The sequence below is a fragment of the Nocardia sp. NPDC051756 genome, from assembly GCF_040681495.1.
Taxonomy (GTDB): domain Bacteria; phylum Actinomycetota; class Actinomycetes; order Mycobacteriales; family Mycobacteriaceae; genus Nocardia.
In genome coordinates this window covers 716,475-732,585 of record NZ_JBFAYV010000004.1, presented here as the reverse complement: position 1 = coordinate 732,585, position 16,111 = coordinate 716,475, and the positions used below count along the sequence as shown (strand labels likewise).

Here is a 16,111-nt window from a genome sequence, read left to right as displayed (position 1 = left end):
ACCTCCACCCCGGTGGAGCTCCTAGCGTAATCGCATAGCCGATCGGACTCATGCGACGAGTTCGGCAGGCACGCAACGCAAACACATCGAGCAAGGGAGATTCGTGGCAACCACGCAGGAAGAGATCGTCGCCGGCATCACGGAGATCATCGAGGAGGTGACCGGCATCGAGGCCGCCGAGGTGACGATCGATAAATCCTTCGTCGACGACCTGGATATCGATTCGTTGTCCCTGGTGGAGATCGCTGTACAACTCGAGGACAAGTACAGCGTGAAAATCCCTGACGAAGACCTGGCGAGCCTGAGAACCCTCGGTGACGCGGTCGCCTATGTCCAGAAGATGGAGGCCGAAAAGCCTTTGCTCGCGGCGGAGATGGAGGCGAAATTCAAGGAAGGCCAGGAGAGTTGAGCCTGCTGACCTGGCTACCGTCCGCGGCGAAATGGTGCGCCGGTGATTGCTGACGCACGGTTGGATCCCGCCGCCGTCGAGCTCGGCACCTTCTTTCCGCGGCCGCCGGAAACGGTATGGCGCGCGTTGACGGAGCCGGACCTCTTGGAGCGGTGGTTGCTTCGGCCGACCGGATTCACCGCCTCCGTCGGGACCCGATTTCGATTCACCACCCCGACCTCCTCGAGCGATGAAATCGCCTGCGAAGTGCTGGCTGCCCAGCGGTGTGCGCAGTTGACCTACAGCTGGATCTATTCACAGGCTCCCGCTCGGTGGGTGGTCGACTGGACGATGCGGCCACAGGGCAATGGCACACGACTTCTGTTGACGCAGACAGGTTTTGACATCCGAGACCGACGGCAGAAGATGACGCGCAACGCCATGGAGCGCAGATGGAAGCGGCTCGTCCTGCCGCGGCTCGGTGAGGTCATCCACCACTGAACCGATCACGAGAGACGCCCACTGTCGCACGTCGGGGGCGGCGGCATCGGTGGTCCCGAGCCCCGCTGACCGGAGTGACTTCGGGTCGTGGGCACCGGTTGGCGGCGTTTCGCAGCATGATGGGGGGATGGCTGAGCTGGTGAGTGTATGCGTGCATTGTTGATATTGGTCGTTGTGCTGGCGATTGCGCTGGTGGTGGGCGATCGGGTTGCTGTGGTGATGGCGCAGAACGAGATCGGGCGCAAGATCGCGGCGGACTATCAGTTGGCGCAGCGGCCGAGTGTTGAGATTCGCGGGTTTCCGTTTTTGACCCAGGCGGCCGACGGCAAGTACCGCGATATCGATATTCGGGTCGGTGATTGGAGCGAGCAGAAGGTCACGGTGCACAACCTCGATGTGAAGTTGACCGATGTGTCCGCGCCGCTGAGCGATCTGCTCAACAACCGCACATCGAACCTGGTCGCGGCTACGGCGGCGGCGACCGCCGTGGTTCCGTACGACACCGTGCGGGGATTCGCGCCGTCGGGAGTGGAGTCCATGTCGGATGCTCCGGACGGGCTGCGGGTTACCGGGACATTCTCGATGGAGGGTATCCCGGTGCCGGGGACGGTCGTCGTCACCGTCGCGCCGGTCGAGGACGGTATCGAGGTCACGCCGGTTTCGGTCCAGTCTGCGGCTGGTGGGCCGACGATTTCGCTGGCGATGCTGCGGCAGACGCTCACCTTCACCGTGCCGTTGCAGCGGTTGCCGCTCGGAGCGCGGCTGACGTCGATTCAGCCGGGGCCCGATGGTCTTCATGTCACCGCTGTGGCCCATGACGTGCGGTTCTCCGATTTGAAGTGAGGTCGACTTACGCGCGGGCCGGCGGTGTGCGGGCTGCGTCGGCGTAGCGGCGGGACAGGTGGGCGAAGGCGGCGGCCAGGTCGGGTGGGCCGACGACCTCGATGTCGGCGTCGAATCTGCCGATGGCGGCGGCCAGGCTGGGCCAGGACCATGAGCCGAGGATGAGTCGGCAGCGGTTCGGGGTGACCTCCTCGACGACTCCGTCGTGGGTGTAGCCGGCCACGACGGAGGCGGGGAGGTCGAGGATCACCTCGCCTCGGCAGGGCCAATCGACCGAGTTATCGGAACCGCGAAACCTGCTGGCGACGAACGCGGTTACGTCACCGCCGGGCAGGTCACGCGGGGTGAATCGAGGACCGGTGGGAATCCGGGGCGTTATCCGATCGGCGCGGAAAGTGCGCCAGTCCGCACGATCGAGGTCCCAGGCGACGAGGTACCAACGCCCGCCCCAGGTGACGAGATGGTGCGGCTCTACTCGGCGCGGCGGCACGTCTCCAGCCGATGCGGCGTAGTCGAAACGCAGCACTTCACCGGCGTGCACGGCGGCGCTGAGCGTCATCAGCACATCGCTGTCGACCTGCGGATTCGACTGCTCGACGGCGGTCACCTGGACGATTTCGATCCGGCGGCGCAACCGTGCAGGCATGACCTGTCGAACGGTGTTCAGCGCCCGCGCCGCGCCCTCCTCGATGCCGGCGCCGGCGGTGCTGGCGATCTGCAAGGCGACCGCGAGCGCAACGGCCTGCTCGTCATCGAACAGCAACGGCGGCAGCGCGGTTCCGGCTTCGAGCCGATACCCGCCGTCCGGCCCTTTGACGGCCGCGATCGGATACCCCAGCTCACGCAGCCGATCGACATCGCGCCGCACGGTACGCGGGCTGATATCCAATCGCTCGGCCAGCAGCGCACCCGGCCAGTCCCGCCGCGCCTGGAGCAGCGAGAGCAACGCAAGCAGTCGCGCGGAAGTTTTCGGCATAACCCCATACTGCCTGGAGAAGGGGACACAACCTGTCCGCTACCCCATCCGAACGACGATCATGACGCACGATGCCCATCGAGCCGGTTCGCGCACAGTACGGCACGCAGAGCCGCGGGCCGATATCGTTCGACCGGTGACCGATCACGAAGAGCGTCCGCTGCTCTTCCTCGATGTCGACGGGCCGCTACTTCCCTTCGGTGCAGGCACGCGCCCCGAACCACCCGGCCCCGCCGGGCACTTGGCGCGATTGCGCCCGAATGTCGGACTCCGGTTGATGGCACTGCCTTGCACGCTGGTCTGGGCCACGACTTGGGAAGACGACGCGAATACAGAGATCGCGCCACGGATCGGGCTGCCACAGCTCCCCGTGGTCGCCTGGCCCGATCCGTCCGACGAACATCTGCTCGAGGACCAGTGGTTCGGATTGTGCTGGAAGACCCGGGCTTTGGTGGACTGGGCCGCCGGACGCCCGTTCGCCTGGGTCGACGACGAGATCACCGAGTCCGATCGGGACTGGGTTGCGTCGACCCAAGCGGGCCCGGCTCTGCTCCACCATGTGGAAGCCTTCCGTGGCCTCGACGACGAGGACTTCGCCGTTCTGGCGGAATGGTTCCGAAGGCTCTGAAGCTATGGGCGGGCTCCCGTCTGGGCGGAGGTGCGGCTGCCGGATGGCCGGGCACGGTCGCTTCGGTCCGTGACGGTGTTGCGGAGGGTGCCGATGCCGGTGATTTCGACTTCGACGGTGTCACCGGGGGTCATCGGTCCGACGCCGGAGGGGCTGCCGGTCAGGAGGACGTCGCCGGGTTGGAGGGTGATCCAGCGGGTTACGTAGGCCAGTAGATCTCCTACTCCGAAGACCATTTCCGAGGTGAGGGCGGATTGGACGACTTGGCCGGCTAGGCGGGTGGTGATGCGCAGGGCGGAGGGGTCGGGGATGTCGGTTTCGATCCAGGGGCCCAAGGGGCAGAAGGTGTCTGCGCTTTTGGCGCGGGTCCACTGTCCGTCGGCGCGCCAGTCGTCGGCGGTGACGTCGTTGGCGCAGGTATAGCCGAGGATGAAATCTGTTGCGCGGTCGGCGGATACGTTTTGGGCGGTCCGGCCGATGACGACGGCCAGTTCACCCTCGTACTCCAGGCGCTCCACCTCCGCTGGACGGAGGATCGGAGCATCCACGCCGGTGATTGCGTTGGGGGACTTCAGGAACAGCGAGGGCTGCTGCGGCCAGGGTCTGCTCTTCTCGATGATCTGCCCGGCGTAGTTGCTGCCCGCGCAGACGATCGTGCGGGGCTCGCACGGTGCGAGAAGCGTTAGTTCCGAGAGTCTTCCCACCACCGCTCCGAGTTCCACGTCGAGCAGGTCGTGCACGACATCGCCGACCAACGCACCGCACCCGGTCCGTCCGTCGAGTGAGTAGCGGACGATACGCATAGCTCTCCTATTCGGGTCCGGCCAGTGCCTCGCGCACCAGCTCGACGGGATGCCACGCGGTGCGACCCGCGCCGTGGAAGATCTGCTGACGGCAGGACACGCCGGTCGCGGCGACGATGGTGTCTTCCGGTTCCGCGGCGAGGGTCGGGAAGAGCCGGTCGCCGCCGACGGTCATCGACATCTCGTAGTGCTCGGACTCGAAACCGAACGAGCCTGCCATTCCGCAGCATCCGGAGTCGATCTCCACGACCTCCACGCCCGGAATCCGGCGCAGCAGGGCCATGGTTGCCGCCGTGCCGACCTCGGCCTTTTGATGGCAATGACCGTGGAACACGATGCGTCGACCCGCGAGTGGAGAATCCGCGCGCAGCGTCAACCGCCTCGCGTCGATCGCTTCGACAAGCAACTCCTCCACCTGCCTGACCCGCTCCGCGATCGCACGCACGGACGTCGAATCCGGCAGCAGCGCAACATGTTCGTCGCGCAGCATGAACAGACATGAAGGCTCACAACCGACGATGGGCGAGCCGGGCTCGGTGTCCTCGGACAGCGACCGGACCAGCGTCGAAGCCTTCTTCTTCGCATCATCGAGCAGCCCCTTGGACATGCTCGACCGCCCACAGCATCCGCCGCTCGCCAGCTCGACCCGCCAACCGGAACGCTCCAGCAATTCGATTGCCGCAGCGCCGATATGCGGCTCGGTGAACGTGGTGAACGAGTCGGCAAGCCAGTTGACCGTGCCGAGTGGCGCCTGGCCCACTGTCACGTCGCGACGACGGAACCAGCGAAGCAGGTTGACTCGTTGAAACACCGGAAGCGGACGAGCGGCAGTGATGCCTAGCGTACGGTCCATCATCCGACGCGCGAATCCATTGCGCCCCGGCAGATTAGACAACGGAGCCGTCGCCGAGCCGATCCGATTGAGCAGCCGAATCGAGCCGAAAGCCCTCGAGCGCAACGGCGTTCCGTGGATCTCATGATGATGCGAGAGCGTCTCGGCCTTGAGCGACGCCATATCCACACTCATCGGGCACTCGCTCTTGCACGCCTTGCACATCAAGCACAGATCGAGGATCTCGTGCAATCGCTCACCACCGAGCGCAGCATGCGGATCCGGCTCGGACAACGCCTTCACCAGCGCATTCGCCCGGCCGCGCGTGGCGTGCTCCTCGTTCTTGGTCGCGATGTACGACGGGCACATCACCCCTGAGGTCGACTTGCGGCACAACCCGATATTCATGCACCGATCCGCCGCGCCCCGCATTCCGCCGACCACCTCGAACGTCAACGCCGTCGTCAACGGCGGTGCGGGCGGCAGTGCGTCACGGTCGCGCAGGTTGTCGGTCATCGGCGGCGCGTCGACGATCTTGCCCGGGTTCATGATGTTGTCGGGGTCGAAGAGCCGCTTGACCTTTCGCATCGCCTCGTACAGTTCATCGCCGAAGATCTCCCGGTTGAACTCGCTGCGCGCGAGACCGTCTCCGTGTTCGCTGGAGTTCACCCCGCCGTACTCGGCGACCAGATCCTTGACCGCTTCGGCGACCGTACGCATCTTGATCACCTCGCTCGGCTCGGTCAGGTCGACGAACGGGCGAATGTGCAGGCAGCCGACCGAGCAGTGCCCGTAGAACCCGGCCTCCAGCTCGTGCTCGTCCAGAATCTCCTTGAACCGCTTGGTGTATTCGGCCAGATGCGCCGGATCGACGGCCGTGTCCTCCACGAACGCGAGCGGCCGCCGCGTACCCTCCCCCGCGGCCATCAGCAGCCCGAGGCTGGACTTGCGCACCTTGAGCAGCGCGGCCTGATCAGCGGAGGTGATCGCCCGCAGCGTGTGATAGCCATGCCCGTTCTGCCGCCACAGCAGCTCGAGCCGGTCCAGATCGGCGACCAGCCGCGCCTCGTCGTCCCCGCTGAACGAAACGAAAAGCAGCGCACCAGGATCGCCGACCAGGATGTTGCCGAGCTCGGCGTATTCGATCTTCTGCCGGGACAATTCCAGGATCGTCCGGTCCATCAACTCGACCTGATGCGGTTCGCAACTCAACGCGTCCGCGGTCGCCGCGATCGCGCTCACCGTATCGGTGAAGTGCCCCACCGCATATACCGTGCGAGCCGGCTTGGGCACCAGGTCGACCAGCGCGTGCGTGGCGACCACCAGCGTGCCCTCCGCGCCGACCACGAACTTCGCCAGATCGAACGGCTTGTCCGCGCCGAAGCCCATCAGCCGGTCGAGCCGGTAGCCGCAGGCGCGCCGCCAGAACGTCGGCATCCCCGCCTTGATGGCTGCTTCCTCGGCGATGACCAACTCCGGAAGTGCTTGGTAGATGCGTCCTTCCAGCGTTTGCGCTGTCGCCCGCCGTTTCCGTTCGATCTCGTCGACGGGTTCCAACCGGGCGCGCGATCCATCGGAGAGCACCACATCCAGGGCCCGCACATGATCGATCGTCATGCCGTAGGTCCTGGAACCGCTTCCCGCGGAGTTGTTTCCGATCATCCCGCCGATGGTGGCCCGGTTGCTGGTCGAGGTGTCCGGTCCGAACATCAGCCCGTGCGCGGCCGCGGCTTGGTTGAGCTGGTCCTGCACCACGCCGATCTCTACCAGCGCGGTGCGCGCCTCGGGATCGATCTCCAAGATCCGATTCATGTACCGCGAAAGGTCCAGTACCAGGCCAGGACCGACGGTCTGTCCGGCCAGGCTCGTTCCGGCTCCGCGTGCCACGATCGGCACGCCGTGTTCACCGGCGGCCCGCACCGCCGCGGCGACATCGTCCGCGTGCCGCGGAAAGGCAACGCCCAGTGGAGTTATCGAGTACATGCTCGCGTCGCGGGAGAAGATGTGCCGGCTGTAGTCGTCGAAGGCGACCTCGCCGTCCATCGTCGCGCGGAGTGCGTCTTCCAGACGGGTGGCGACGGTCGATAGATCGGGGTCGCTCGTGGATATGTTCATGAGAGTCCTTCTGATCCTTGGCAATTCCGATAGGTGCGGCGGCCGATCCGACCAGCGAATCGGCCGCCACAGCGGTTAGACGAGGGGTGCGGGGTCCGTCACCGGATGCGCATCCGCCTTCACCGATTTCGAGATGACCACCGGTTGTCCCTCCGCCGGTACCGGTTTCGGATCCGGGGCCGGTTCGACCGCCGACGTCGCCTCGCGCATCTTCTTACGCAACGTCAGGACCAGCAGCCCCGCGGTAGCGAAAACCCCACCGAAGAACGCTTGAGTAAGCGCGTACCCGCCGCCGCTGAGGTCGCTGAGCCAGCCACCGATATAGGGGCCGAAGAAGCTGCCGAGATTGCCGACACCATTGATGAGACCCAATCCCGCCCCGGCGGCCGCGACCGGAACAAGCTTGGTGACCGTTGCCCAGAACGGTCCGTACCAGGCGATCGACGCTGCCGTACCCAGGATCATCGCCCCGAGAACCAGCCACTTCTGATCCGGCGAGATCAAACTCGCGCCGCCGAGAATAATCGCCGCCGAGCCGAGGACCAGCGCCATGTGTGCGATGTGCCCGCCGCGTTTGTCTGCCGATCTGCCGATCAGAATGATCGCGACGCCCGCGGCGATCTGCGGCAGTATCGCGACGAAACCCACCTTCAGGTCGGTGTGGAAGGCCTTCTTCAATACGCTGGGCAGCCACAGCGTGAGGCCGAGCAAACCCATCTGCGTCAAGGTGTAGATAAGCGCGAAGTGCCACACGATCTTGCTGGTGAAGGCCGCCTTGAACGTACCGCGATGCTGCAGTGGTTCCCCTTCCGCGACCCGGGCCTGCTCGATGTAGTCGCGTTCGGCCGTCGACAGCCAACCGGCCTTGGCCGGCGTATCGCGCACCACCGCCAGCCAGGCCGCGAGCCCGACGATGAGCGGTGCCCCGCCCTGGATGATGAACATCCATCGCCAGTCCGTGTAGGTCAGCAGAATGCCGGAGAACGGCGCGGCCACAATCGCCGCGATCGGGGTGTAGAGCTTGAAAATCGCGTAGGCCCTACCCCTTTCCGCGAACGGGAACCACGACCGGATGGTGGCCATCAACGCCGGTTGTACGCCACCTTCCGCCACGCCCAGCAGGAAACGGGCGATCAACAATTGACCGACGGAATTGGTGAAGCCCTGCGCCATCGCCGCAATACTCCACAACACCATCAGAATGGCGATCCACTGTCTGGCACTCCACCTTTCGGCCATATAGCCGCCGGGAATCTGCAACAGCAGGTAACCCCAGAAGAAGATGCCGCTCGCCAGACCCTGCTCGGCTTTGCTGAGCCCCATATCGGCTTCGAGATGCGGCAGCGCGAAACTGATGTTGGTTCGGTCGATATAACAGATGACATAGATGAAGACGACGACCGGCAAGATATAGGTCCACCGCTTCATTTCGGACAGGCGCCGGACTGGGGAAGTTCGCTCGGACAACGACCTACCTCCTCGTAGGTGGCCGACGGAAAGCGTCGGCGTATTGCGGATCCCGGCTCGTGGCGGAGCATCGGGAGAGTCACTCGGGGCGGAGCATCGAGGGGTCGAGATCAGGAGGCCGGTATCGCGGTGAAGCGCCGATCTGGCGGATCTGTCATTGCGGCCCAACGCCGTTGACGGGCGGGGGCTGACGACTTGCCCAGCGGTGAGCGATCGAATTCAGTTGGAATGGGCTGTATCCGGTTGCACCGGAAGGCTTTTCACTCGGCGCGTAACACCGACAGCGCGGCTTGCAGACCGGTGGGGTCGACGCTCACGCCGGCGAGTTCGAGACCCATCTGCACGCCGGAGAGGGTGCCGGCGAGGGTCAGGTCGTTGAGGTCGCCGAGATGTCCGATCCGGAACACCCGCCCGGACAGCTTGCCGAGGCCGGTGCCGAGCGACATGTCGAAGCGGTCCAGGATAATTCGGCGCACCTTGTCCGCGTCGTGTTCCGCGCCGAGCAGCACGGCGGTCAGCGAACCGGAGTACTCGCGCTCGTTGACGCACAGCACCTCGAGGCCCCAGCCGCGGACGGCCGCCCTGGTGGCCGCGGCGTGCCGGTTGTGCCGGGCGAAGACGTTGCGCAATCCCTCTTCCTCGAGGAGCTGCAACGCTTCGCGGAGGCCGTAGAGGAGGTTGGTGGCAGGGGTGTACGGGTAGAAACCGTGCTCGTTGGCGTCAAGGATCGGCGTCCAATCCCAGTAGGACTTGGTCAGCCGGGCCGTCGGTGCGAGCGCGAGCGCCTTGTCGCTGATTGCGTTGAAGCCCAAGCCCGGTGGCAGCATCAGCCCCTTCTGCGAGCAGCCCACGGTGACGTCGACACCCCAGTCGTCGTGCCGATAGTCGATGGAACCCAGCGAGGAGATCGTGTCCACCAGCAGCAGCGCGGGGTGATCGGCCTCGTCGATGGCGGCCCGGATCTCCGGGATGCGGCTGGTGACGCCGGTCGAGGTCTCGTTGTGTACGACCATCACCGCCGCGATGCTGTGGCCTTTGTCGGCGGCGAGCCGCTCGGCGACGACCGTGGCATCGACGCCTCGGCGCCAATCACCGGGCACGAAGTCGACGACCAGGCCGAGACGTTGCGCCATGTCGCGCCACAGGCTGGCGAAGTGGCCGGTTTCGAAGGCGAGCACGCGATCGCCGGGCGAGAGCGTGTTGACCAGCGCCGCCTCCCACGCGCCGGTGCCGGACGACGGGTAGATGACGACCGGGCCGCCGGTGCCGAACACCGGTTTCACCCGTTCGCGCAGGTCCAGGGCGAGTTCGGCGAAGTCGGGTCCGCGGTGGTCGATGGTCGGTTGCGCGATGGCGCGCAGGACGCGGTCCGGGACGTTGGTCGGGCCGGGGATTTGCAGGAAATGCCGTCCACTGTGAGCGGTCATTACATCGGTTCCATTCCGTGCCGTGATATGGCACACTGTGCCGTGAAAAGGTGCAGCAAGGGTAGGGATGTGTGATGAAGGAGTCAATACCTTGCGAAACGTTCTGAATACGCTCCGCGTGCTGGAGGAGGTCGCGGCGCGGCAGCCGATCGGCGTCGGCGAGCTGGCGCGGGTGCTGGAGATGCCCAAGAGTTCGGTGCAGCGGGCGCTGGTCACCCTCGATGAGGCCGGATGGATTCGGCCCGCGTCCGGCGAGGTGACGCGATGGGTGTTGACCACGAAGGCGCTGGCCGTCGGCAGTCGCGCCGGCGGAGATCTCGGGCTGCGCGGCGTCGCCCTGCCGATCATGGAGAACCTGCGGCGACAGACCGAGGAGACCATCCACCTGACCGTGCCCGAGGACAGCAAGATGGTGCTGATCGAGCGGCTGGAGACCGACAAACCGGTCCGCACCAACATGGCACTCGGCCACTCACTCCCCATGCACGCCTCCGCCAACGGGAAAGCAGTTCTCGCACACAGCAATCCGGAGTTCGTCCGGCAACTGCTCGCCGCCGAACTCCCCCGCTACACCGACACCACCGTCACCGACCCGGACGAACTGCGCGCCGAACTGGCCGTGATCCGAGAAACCGGCTACGCCGTCAACCGCGGCGAGTGGCGCTCCGACGTAGGCGCAGTCGCCGCAGTTGTCCTGGGAGACAACGGGAAACCGGTGGCAAGCCTCAGCGTGAACGTCCCCTTCAGCCGGCTGACCGAACAAACCGAGCCAGTATTCGGCGCAGCAGTAAACGCCGCCGCAACCACCCTCACCGCCCGCCTCGGCTAGCGCCCCGAACCCTCGCCCACCACAGCCGCACACCTTCTGACATCCGCACGCGTGTCAGGTCGGCAAGTCGCTGTGCGGGAAATCAGAAGTGGTGCGGCTGCCACGTGCCCGCACAAATCCGCGCCGAATGGGACCACGCTGAGGTGGATGCCGAATAGCCCCCATCAAGTCCCGTTCGGGGCACCGCCGCGCGCCGCGTGGGGTCGGCGGGGCAGCAGATGCCGAGTGGGCACTCTGGCAGGTCCCGTTCCAGGCACCACCGCACACCGAGCGGGACCACGCAGCGGCACATGTCGAATGGACACTCCGACAAGTCCCGCTCGGAGCACTACCGCACGCCGAGTGGGACCAGGCTGAGGTGGATGTCGAGTGGACGCTCCGTCAGGTCCCGGTTGAGACACCCTCGCACACCGAGGGGACAGGACCGGGGGTGCGTCGGAGGCAGGTGGGGAGGGGAAGTGGGTGGGGTTCAGTGAGTTGCGTGCTTTGCTGGTGGTTCTGTGGCGATAGGTGTCTGGGGTAGGTGGTGCTCGGCTATGTGAGTGCCTAGGCGTTTTAGTAGGTCTTCTCCTTCGGTGAAGCAGCGGTTTATGTCGGGTTCGATCTCTGATAGTGAGTAGGCGGCGGTGAAGCCGGCGGACTGTAATCGGGTTTTGGGCAGGGTGTTTCGGCCGCAGACTGCGATCACTGGGATGCCTGCGGCTTGGGCTGCGGTGGCGACGCCGGTGGGGGCTTTGCCGTGCAAGGTTTGGGCGTCGAGGGTGCCTTCGCCGGTTACTACTAGGTCTGTGCCGGTCAGGTGGTGGGCGAAACCGGCCAGGTCCAGGACCAATTCGATGCCTGGGGCTAATGTGCCGTTGAGGATTGCGACGGCGGCGAAGCCGACTCCTCCGGCTGCGCCTGCGCCCGCTGTGTCTCGGCGATCGGCGCCTGTGGTTGTCGCGACTACGTCGGCCCAGTGGGTTAGTGCGGTGTCGAGAGCGGACACCTGGGTCTCGTCTGCACCCTTCTGTGGGCCGTAAACGGTTGCCGCACCGCGGGGTCCGGTGAGTGGGTTGTCTACATCGCAGGCGACGGTGATATCGATGTCCGCCATTCGTTTGTGTAGTGCGGTCAGGTCTATCGTTGCTACTTCGGTCAAAGCCGCACCGCCGTCGGCGATTTCGGCTCCGTCGGCGTCGAGTAGGCGGGCTCCGAGGGCGCGCACTAGTCCTGCGCCGCCGTCGGTGCCTGCGCTGCCGCCGATGCCGAGCACGATGCGGCGGCAGCCTGCGCCTACCGCCGCCGCGATCACCTCTCCGGTCCCCCGGCTGGTTGCCGACATCGGGGCGAATTTGCCGCTGGGTAGGCGGAGGAGGCCGGACACGTCGGCCAGTTCGATGACGGCGAGGTCGTCGCGCCGGGCGTATATGGTGTCGACCGGTTCTCCGGTTGGTCCGGCGGCGACTACCGGTATTGCCTCGAAACCGGCGGCCAGCGCGGCGGCGACGGTGCCGTCGCCGCCGTCCGCGACAGGTACGACGGTGATCGAGGCATGCGGCAGGACCTGTCGAATACCGGCCGCGACGGCGGCGCCGACCTGGGCGGCGGTCATCGAACCCTTGAACTTGTCGGGTGCGATGAGGACTCGGGTCATTGCTCCTCAGTCCAGCAGGGCGGTCGCGGTGGGGGCGTCCGCGGCGGTTTGGGCCAGTTCCTCGAATTCGACGATGTTGTCGATCTCCAAGCCCATGGACACGTTGGTGACGCGTTCGAGGATGCATTCGACAACCACCGGGACCCGGTGTTCGGCGAGCAGCTTCTTCGCGTCCTCCAGTGCGGGGCCGATGCCGTCCGGTTCGAAGACTCGGATTGCCTTGCAGCCCAGTCCTTCGACGACCTTGACGTGGTCGACACCGTACCCGCCGACTTCGGGGCTGTTGATGTTGTCGAAGTCGAGCTGCACGTAATAGTCCATGCTGAACGCTCGTTGGGCTTGACGGATCAGGCCGAGGTACGAGTTGTTCACCAGCACATGGATATACGGGATGCCGAACTGGGCGCCGACGGCCAATTCCTCGATGAGGAACTGGAAGTCGTAGTCACCGGACAGCGCGACCACGGTGGCGTCCGGGTCGGCCGTGGCGACGCCGAGCGCCGCGGGCAAAGTCCAGCCCAGCGGACCTGCCTGTCCCGCATTGATCCAGTGGCGCGGGCGGTAGACGTGCAGCATCTGCGCGGCCTGGATCTGCGAGAGGCCGATGGTGCTGACATAGCGGGTATCCGGGCCGAAGGCCCGGTTCATTTCCTCGTAAACCCGCTGCGGCTTGATCGGCACATTGTCGAAGTGAGTCTTGCGCTGACTCAGCTGCTTTCGCGCCCGCACCTGCCCGGCCCAATCGCTGCGGTCGGCCAGTTTTCCTGCCGCCGACAGCTCGCGAGCAGCCTCGATGAACACCTTCAGCGCCGCACCAGCGTCGGAGGTGATGCCGAAATCAGGGGCGAAGACGCGTCCGATCTGGGTCGGCTCGATGTCGACGTGCACGAAAGTGCGGTCCTTGGTGTAAGTCTCAACCCCACCTGTGTGGCGATTGGCCCACCGGTTACCGATGCCGAGGACGAAATCGGACTCCAACATCGTGGCGTTGCCATAGGGATGCGAAGTCTGTAGCCCGACCATGCCCGCATACAGCGGGTGATCGTCGGGAATCGTGCCCCAGCCCATCAGCGTCGGCACCACGGGAACACCGGTCAGCTCGGCGAATTCGACCAACAGACTCGCGGCGTCGGCGTTGACGATGCCACCGCCCGCCACGATGAGCGGGCGCTCGGCCGCGTTCAGCATGGCAATGGCCTTCTCCGCCTGTGCCCGCGTCGCAGCGGGCCGATGCACCTGCAACGGCTCGTAAGTATCGATGTCGAACTCGATTTCGGCGAGCTGCACATCGATCGGCAAGTCGATCAACACCGGCCCCGGCCGACCCTCACGCATCAACTGGAACGCCTTCTGAAAGGTGCCCGGCACCTGCGCCGGTTCCAGTACAGTCACCGCCCACTTGGCAACCGGCCCAGCGATAGACGCGATATCGACAGCCTGGAAATCCTCCTTGTGCAACTTGGCCACCGGCGCTTGCCCGGTGATACACAGGATCGGAATGGAATCCGCACTCGCCGAGTACAACCCGGTGATCATGTCGGTACCGGCCGGACCCGAAGTCCCAACGCACACGCCGATATTGCCGGCGGCAGCACGGGTATAGCCCTCAGCCATATGCGAGGCAGCCTCGACGTGACGAGCCAGCACATGCTTGATCCCGCCGTGCGCGCGCATCGCGCTGTAGAACGGATTGATCGCCGCCCCGGGCAACCCGAACGCCTGTGTCGCGCCCTCTTTTTCGAGAATCAACACCGCGGCGTCCGCGGTACGCATCCGTGCCATCGTCAGTTCTCCTTGTCCGCACGCCCACTCAGGCGCTCCACCCCGCGCAGCAGGGCACTGTGGTCGAGTCCGCCGTCACCGATCGCCTTGGCGGAGGCCATCAACTGCTCGACCAGCGAGCCGATCGGCACCACCACTCCGGCCTCGCGCGCGGCGGCGGTCACGATGCCCATGTCCTTGTGGTGCAGGTCGATTCGGAATCCGGGCGTGAACGAGCGGGACAGCATGTTGCCCTGCTTCTGGTCCAGCACCTTCGAACCGGCCAGTCCGCCACCGAGCACGCGCAGAGCCGCCTCGGTGTCGACGCCGTACGCCTCGAGGAAGATCACGGCCTCGGCGAGCGCCTGGATGTTGGCGGCAACGATCAGCTGGTTCGCCGCCTTGACGGTCTGCCCCGAGCCGCTCGGGCCGACGTGCACAACGGTCTTGCCGACGACATCGAAGATCGGTTTCGCCGCCTCGAAGTCCGCGGCGTCACCGCCGACCATGATGGACAGCGCGGCGTCGACCGCGCCCTTCTCCCCGCCGGAGACCGGTGCGTCGAGCATCCGGAACCCCCGCGCGACAGCCTGTTTCGCGAGCTCGAAGGTGACATCGGGCCGGATGCTGGAGAAGTCGATGATCAGCGCGCCGGGCTCGGCGCTGTCGAACACGCCCTTCTCGCCGGCCAGCACTGCCTTGACGTCGGGCGAATCGGGCACCATCACGCAGATCACCTCCGCGCGGTGCACCGCGTCGGCGATCGAGGTGGCGGCGCGACCGCCCGCTTCGACGAGCGGTGCCGCCTTGGCGACGGTGCGGTTGTAGGCGGTCACGGTGTGGCCCGCCGCGGCCAGGTGGACGGCCATCGGGCTGCCCATGATGCCCAGGCCGATGAAAGCGATTGTGGTCATCTGTAATCCCTGAAGTCGTTCGTCGACAATGGTTTACGCGGTCCTACGGCGTTCGCGCGGCAGCCAGTCGAAGCTGTCGGCGGAGGCCGCGGACGGTTTGTATTCGAGTCCGACCCAGCCGCGGTATCCGCGCGTCTCGAGTTCGGCGAGTTGGCGCTGCAACGGGAGTTCGCCGGTACCAGGCTGATTCCGGCCGGGGCTGTCGGCGATCTGTACGTGCGCGATGCGGGCGGTGTGCTCGGCGATGACCTTGTCGACATCGTCACCGTTGACCGCGAGGTGGTACAGGTCCGCGAGCAGTCCGAGATTCGTTGCGCCCGTGGATGTCTGTACCCGATCGATGACCGCGAGCGCGTCCGCGGCGGTCCGCAGCGGGTAGCGATCCGCGCCGCTCACCGGCTCGACCAGCACGGTGCCGTCGATGCGGGCGGCGGCTTCGGCGGCGCGAGCGAGGTTTTCGGTCGCCACCTCGTCCTGCTCGGCGGCGGAGTTCTCCTCGGTCCGATTCCCGTAGAGCGCGTTGAACGCCCGGCAGCCGAGGCGCTCGCCGATGCCGATGGTGACGTCGATGTTGTCGCGGAACTCCGCGGAGCGGGCGGGCCAGGACAGCAGGCCGCGGTCGCCGCCCGGCATGTCCCCGGCGGCAAAGTTCAAGCCCACCAACGAGACTCCCGCGTCTTCGACGGCGGCGACGAAGGCGTCGACCTCCTGGTCGCCGGGTACCGCGCGGTCGAACGGCCACCAGAACTCGACCGCGTCGAATCCGGCCTGCCGTACCGCCGCCGGCCGTTCGAGCAGGGGCAGCTCGGTGAACAGGATCGAGCAGTTGACCTCGTATCGGAGTGAATGACTCATGGATCCCTCCAGATCAAATTCCACAATGCGGAAAAACTATTCTGATATACGGAATAGCTTAGGAGCAGGCTCTGACCTGGTCAAGGAACGTGCCGGCCGAGCACCGCCGGTAGGCTTCCACCATCCGGAAACATGG

General features: G+C 65.7%; 14 protein-coding genes. 5 read left to right on the top strand and 9 right to left on the bottom strand.

From position 1 onward, the window contains the following. Positions 1–103 precede the first annotated feature (103 nt). The 3 genes from acpM (at position 104) to AB0M22_RS20335 (ending at position 1,732) form a co-directional block, all read left to right on the top strand. Positions 104–409, top strand: coding sequence for a meromycolate extension acyl carrier protein AcpM (gene acpM / locus AB0M22_RS20345; protein ID WP_364728703.1), 306 nt, complete (start codon positions 104–106; stop codon positions 407–409). A 60-nt stretch (positions 410–469) separates the two neighbouring features. Beyond that, positions 470–889 carry an SRPBCC domain-containing protein gene (locus AB0M22_RS20340; RefSeq protein ID WP_364728700.1) on the top strand — a complete coding sequence of 140 codons (420 nt, stop codon included), beginning with the start codon at positions 470–472 and terminating at the stop codon, positions 887–889. A gap of 147 nt (positions 890–1,036) precedes the next feature. Beyond that, positions 1,037–1,732 (top strand): DUF2993 domain-containing protein, encoded by a 696-nt coding sequence (locus tag AB0M22_RS20335; protein ID WP_364728697.1) that lies wholly within the window; start codon positions 1,037–1,039, stop codon positions 1,730–1,732. A 7-nt stretch (positions 1,733–1,739) separates the two neighbouring features. Here the strand turns inward: AB0M22_RS20335 and AB0M22_RS20330 are convergent, their stop codons facing one another. Further along, complete coding sequence (locus AB0M22_RS20330) at positions 1,740–2,708, bottom strand: transcriptional regulator (protein WP_364728694.1); 969 nt, start codon at positions 2,706–2,708, stop codon at positions 1,740–1,742. A 136-nt stretch (positions 2,709–2,844) separates the two neighbouring features. Here AB0M22_RS20330 and AB0M22_RS20325 point away from each other — a divergent pair, with 136 nt between their 5' ends. Then, the gene (locus AB0M22_RS20325; RefSeq protein WP_364728691.1) at positions 2,845–3,336 is read left to right on the top strand and encodes an HAD domain-containing protein; all 492 of its coding nucleotides are present in this window, start codon (positions 2,845–2,847) and stop codon (positions 3,334–3,336) included. Positions 3,337–3,338: 2 nt separating this feature from the next. On the opposite strand, the gene AB0M22_RS20320 is transcribed toward AB0M22_RS20325, so the two are convergent. The 4 genes from AB0M22_RS20320 to AB0M22_RS20305 all read right to left on the bottom strand — a co-directional run bounded on the left by AB0M22_RS20320 (position 3,339) and on the right by AB0M22_RS20305 (position 9,980). After that, on the bottom strand, positions 3,339–4,139 hold the full coding sequence (locus AB0M22_RS20320; protein ID WP_364728688.1) for a fumarylacetoacetate hydrolase family protein: 801 nt from the start codon (positions 4,137–4,139) through the stop codon (positions 3,339–3,341). 7 nt (positions 4,140–4,146) lie between these two features. Continuing rightward, entirely contained in the window at positions 4,147–7,086 is a 2,940-nt protein-coding gene (locus AB0M22_RS20315) for an FAD-linked oxidase C-terminal domain-containing protein (protein ID WP_364728685.1), read from the bottom strand. 75 nt (positions 7,087–7,161) lie between these two features. Beyond that, positions 7,162–8,553 (bottom strand): MFS transporter, encoded by a 1,392-nt coding sequence (locus tag AB0M22_RS20310; protein ID WP_364728682.1) that lies wholly within the window; start codon positions 8,551–8,553, stop codon positions 7,162–7,164. Positions 8,554–8,813: 260 nt separating this feature from the next. Beyond that, the gene (locus AB0M22_RS20305) at positions 8,814–9,980 is read right to left on the bottom strand and encodes an aminotransferase class V-fold PLP-dependent enzyme (RefSeq protein ID WP_364728679.1); all 1,167 of its coding nucleotides are present in this window, start codon (positions 9,978–9,980) and stop codon (positions 8,814–8,816) included. A gap of 91 nt (positions 9,981–10,071) precedes the next feature. Between AB0M22_RS20305 and AB0M22_RS20300 the strand changes: the two genes are divergently transcribed. Next, positions 10,072–10,809: an IclR family transcriptional regulator gene (locus AB0M22_RS20300; RefSeq protein ID WP_364728677.1), complete on the top strand. Its 738-nt coding sequence runs from the start codon at positions 10,072–10,074 to the stop codon at positions 10,807–10,809. A gap of 469 nt (positions 10,810–11,278) precedes the next feature. On the opposite strand, the gene AB0M22_RS20295 is transcribed toward AB0M22_RS20300, so the two are convergent. Genes AB0M22_RS20295 through AB0M22_RS20280 form a run of 4 tightly spaced genes read right to left on the bottom strand, consistent with a single transcriptional unit; the run spans position 11,279 to position 15,975 of the window. Further along, positions 11,279–12,445, bottom strand: coding sequence for a glycerate kinase (locus tag AB0M22_RS20295; protein ID WP_364728675.1), 1,167 nt, complete (start codon positions 12,443–12,445; stop codon positions 11,279–11,281). A gap of 6 nt (positions 12,446–12,451) precedes the next feature. Beyond that, entirely contained in the window at positions 12,452–14,227 is a 1,776-nt protein-coding gene (gene gcl / locus AB0M22_RS20290; protein ID WP_364728673.1) for a glyoxylate carboligase, read from the bottom strand. Positions 14,228–14,229: 2 nt separating this feature from the next. Next, a complete protein-coding gene (locus AB0M22_RS20285) occupies positions 14,230–15,150 on the bottom strand; it encodes a 2-hydroxy-3-oxopropionate reductase (protein WP_364729843.1) in 921 nt (306 codons plus the stop codon). Positions 15,151–15,153: 3 nt separating this feature from the next. Beyond that, positions 15,154–15,975, bottom strand: a complete 822-nt coding sequence (locus AB0M22_RS20280) for a TIM barrel protein (RefSeq protein ID WP_364728670.1) — start codon at positions 15,973–15,975, stop codon at positions 15,154–15,156. Positions 15,976–16,111 lie beyond the last annotated feature (136 nt).

Coding starts and splice junctions, on each gene's coding strand:
- AB0M22_RS20335 (WP_364728697.1), top strand. CDS start 1,037: ATGCGTGCATTGTTGATATTGGTCGTTGTGCTGGCGATTGCGCTGGTG.
- AB0M22_RS20330 (WP_364728694.1), bottom strand. CDS start 2,708: ATGCCGAAAACTTCCGCGCGACTGCTTGCGTTGCTCTCGCTGCTCCAG.
- AB0M22_RS20320 (WP_364728688.1), bottom strand. CDS start 4,139: ATGCGTATCGTCCGCTACTCACTCGACGGACGGACCGGGTGCGGTGCG.
- AB0M22_RS20315 (WP_364728685.1), bottom strand. CDS start 7,086: ATGAACATATCCACGAGCGACCCCGATCTATCGACCGTCGCCACCCGT.
- AB0M22_RS20305 (WP_364728679.1), bottom strand. CDS start 9,980: ATGACCGCTCACAGTGGACGGCATTTCCTGCAAATCCCCGGCCCGACC.
- AB0M22_RS20295 (WP_364728675.1), bottom strand. CDS start 12,445: ATGACCCGAGTCCTCATCGCACCCGACAAGTTCAAGGGTTCGATGACC.
- gcl (WP_364728673.1), bottom strand. CDS start 14,227: ATGGCACGGATGCGTACCGCGGACGCCGCGGTGTTGATTCTCGAAAAA.
- AB0M22_RS20280 (WP_364728670.1), bottom strand. CDS start 15,975: ATGAGTCATTCACTCCGATACGAGGTCAACTGCTCGATCCTGTTCACC.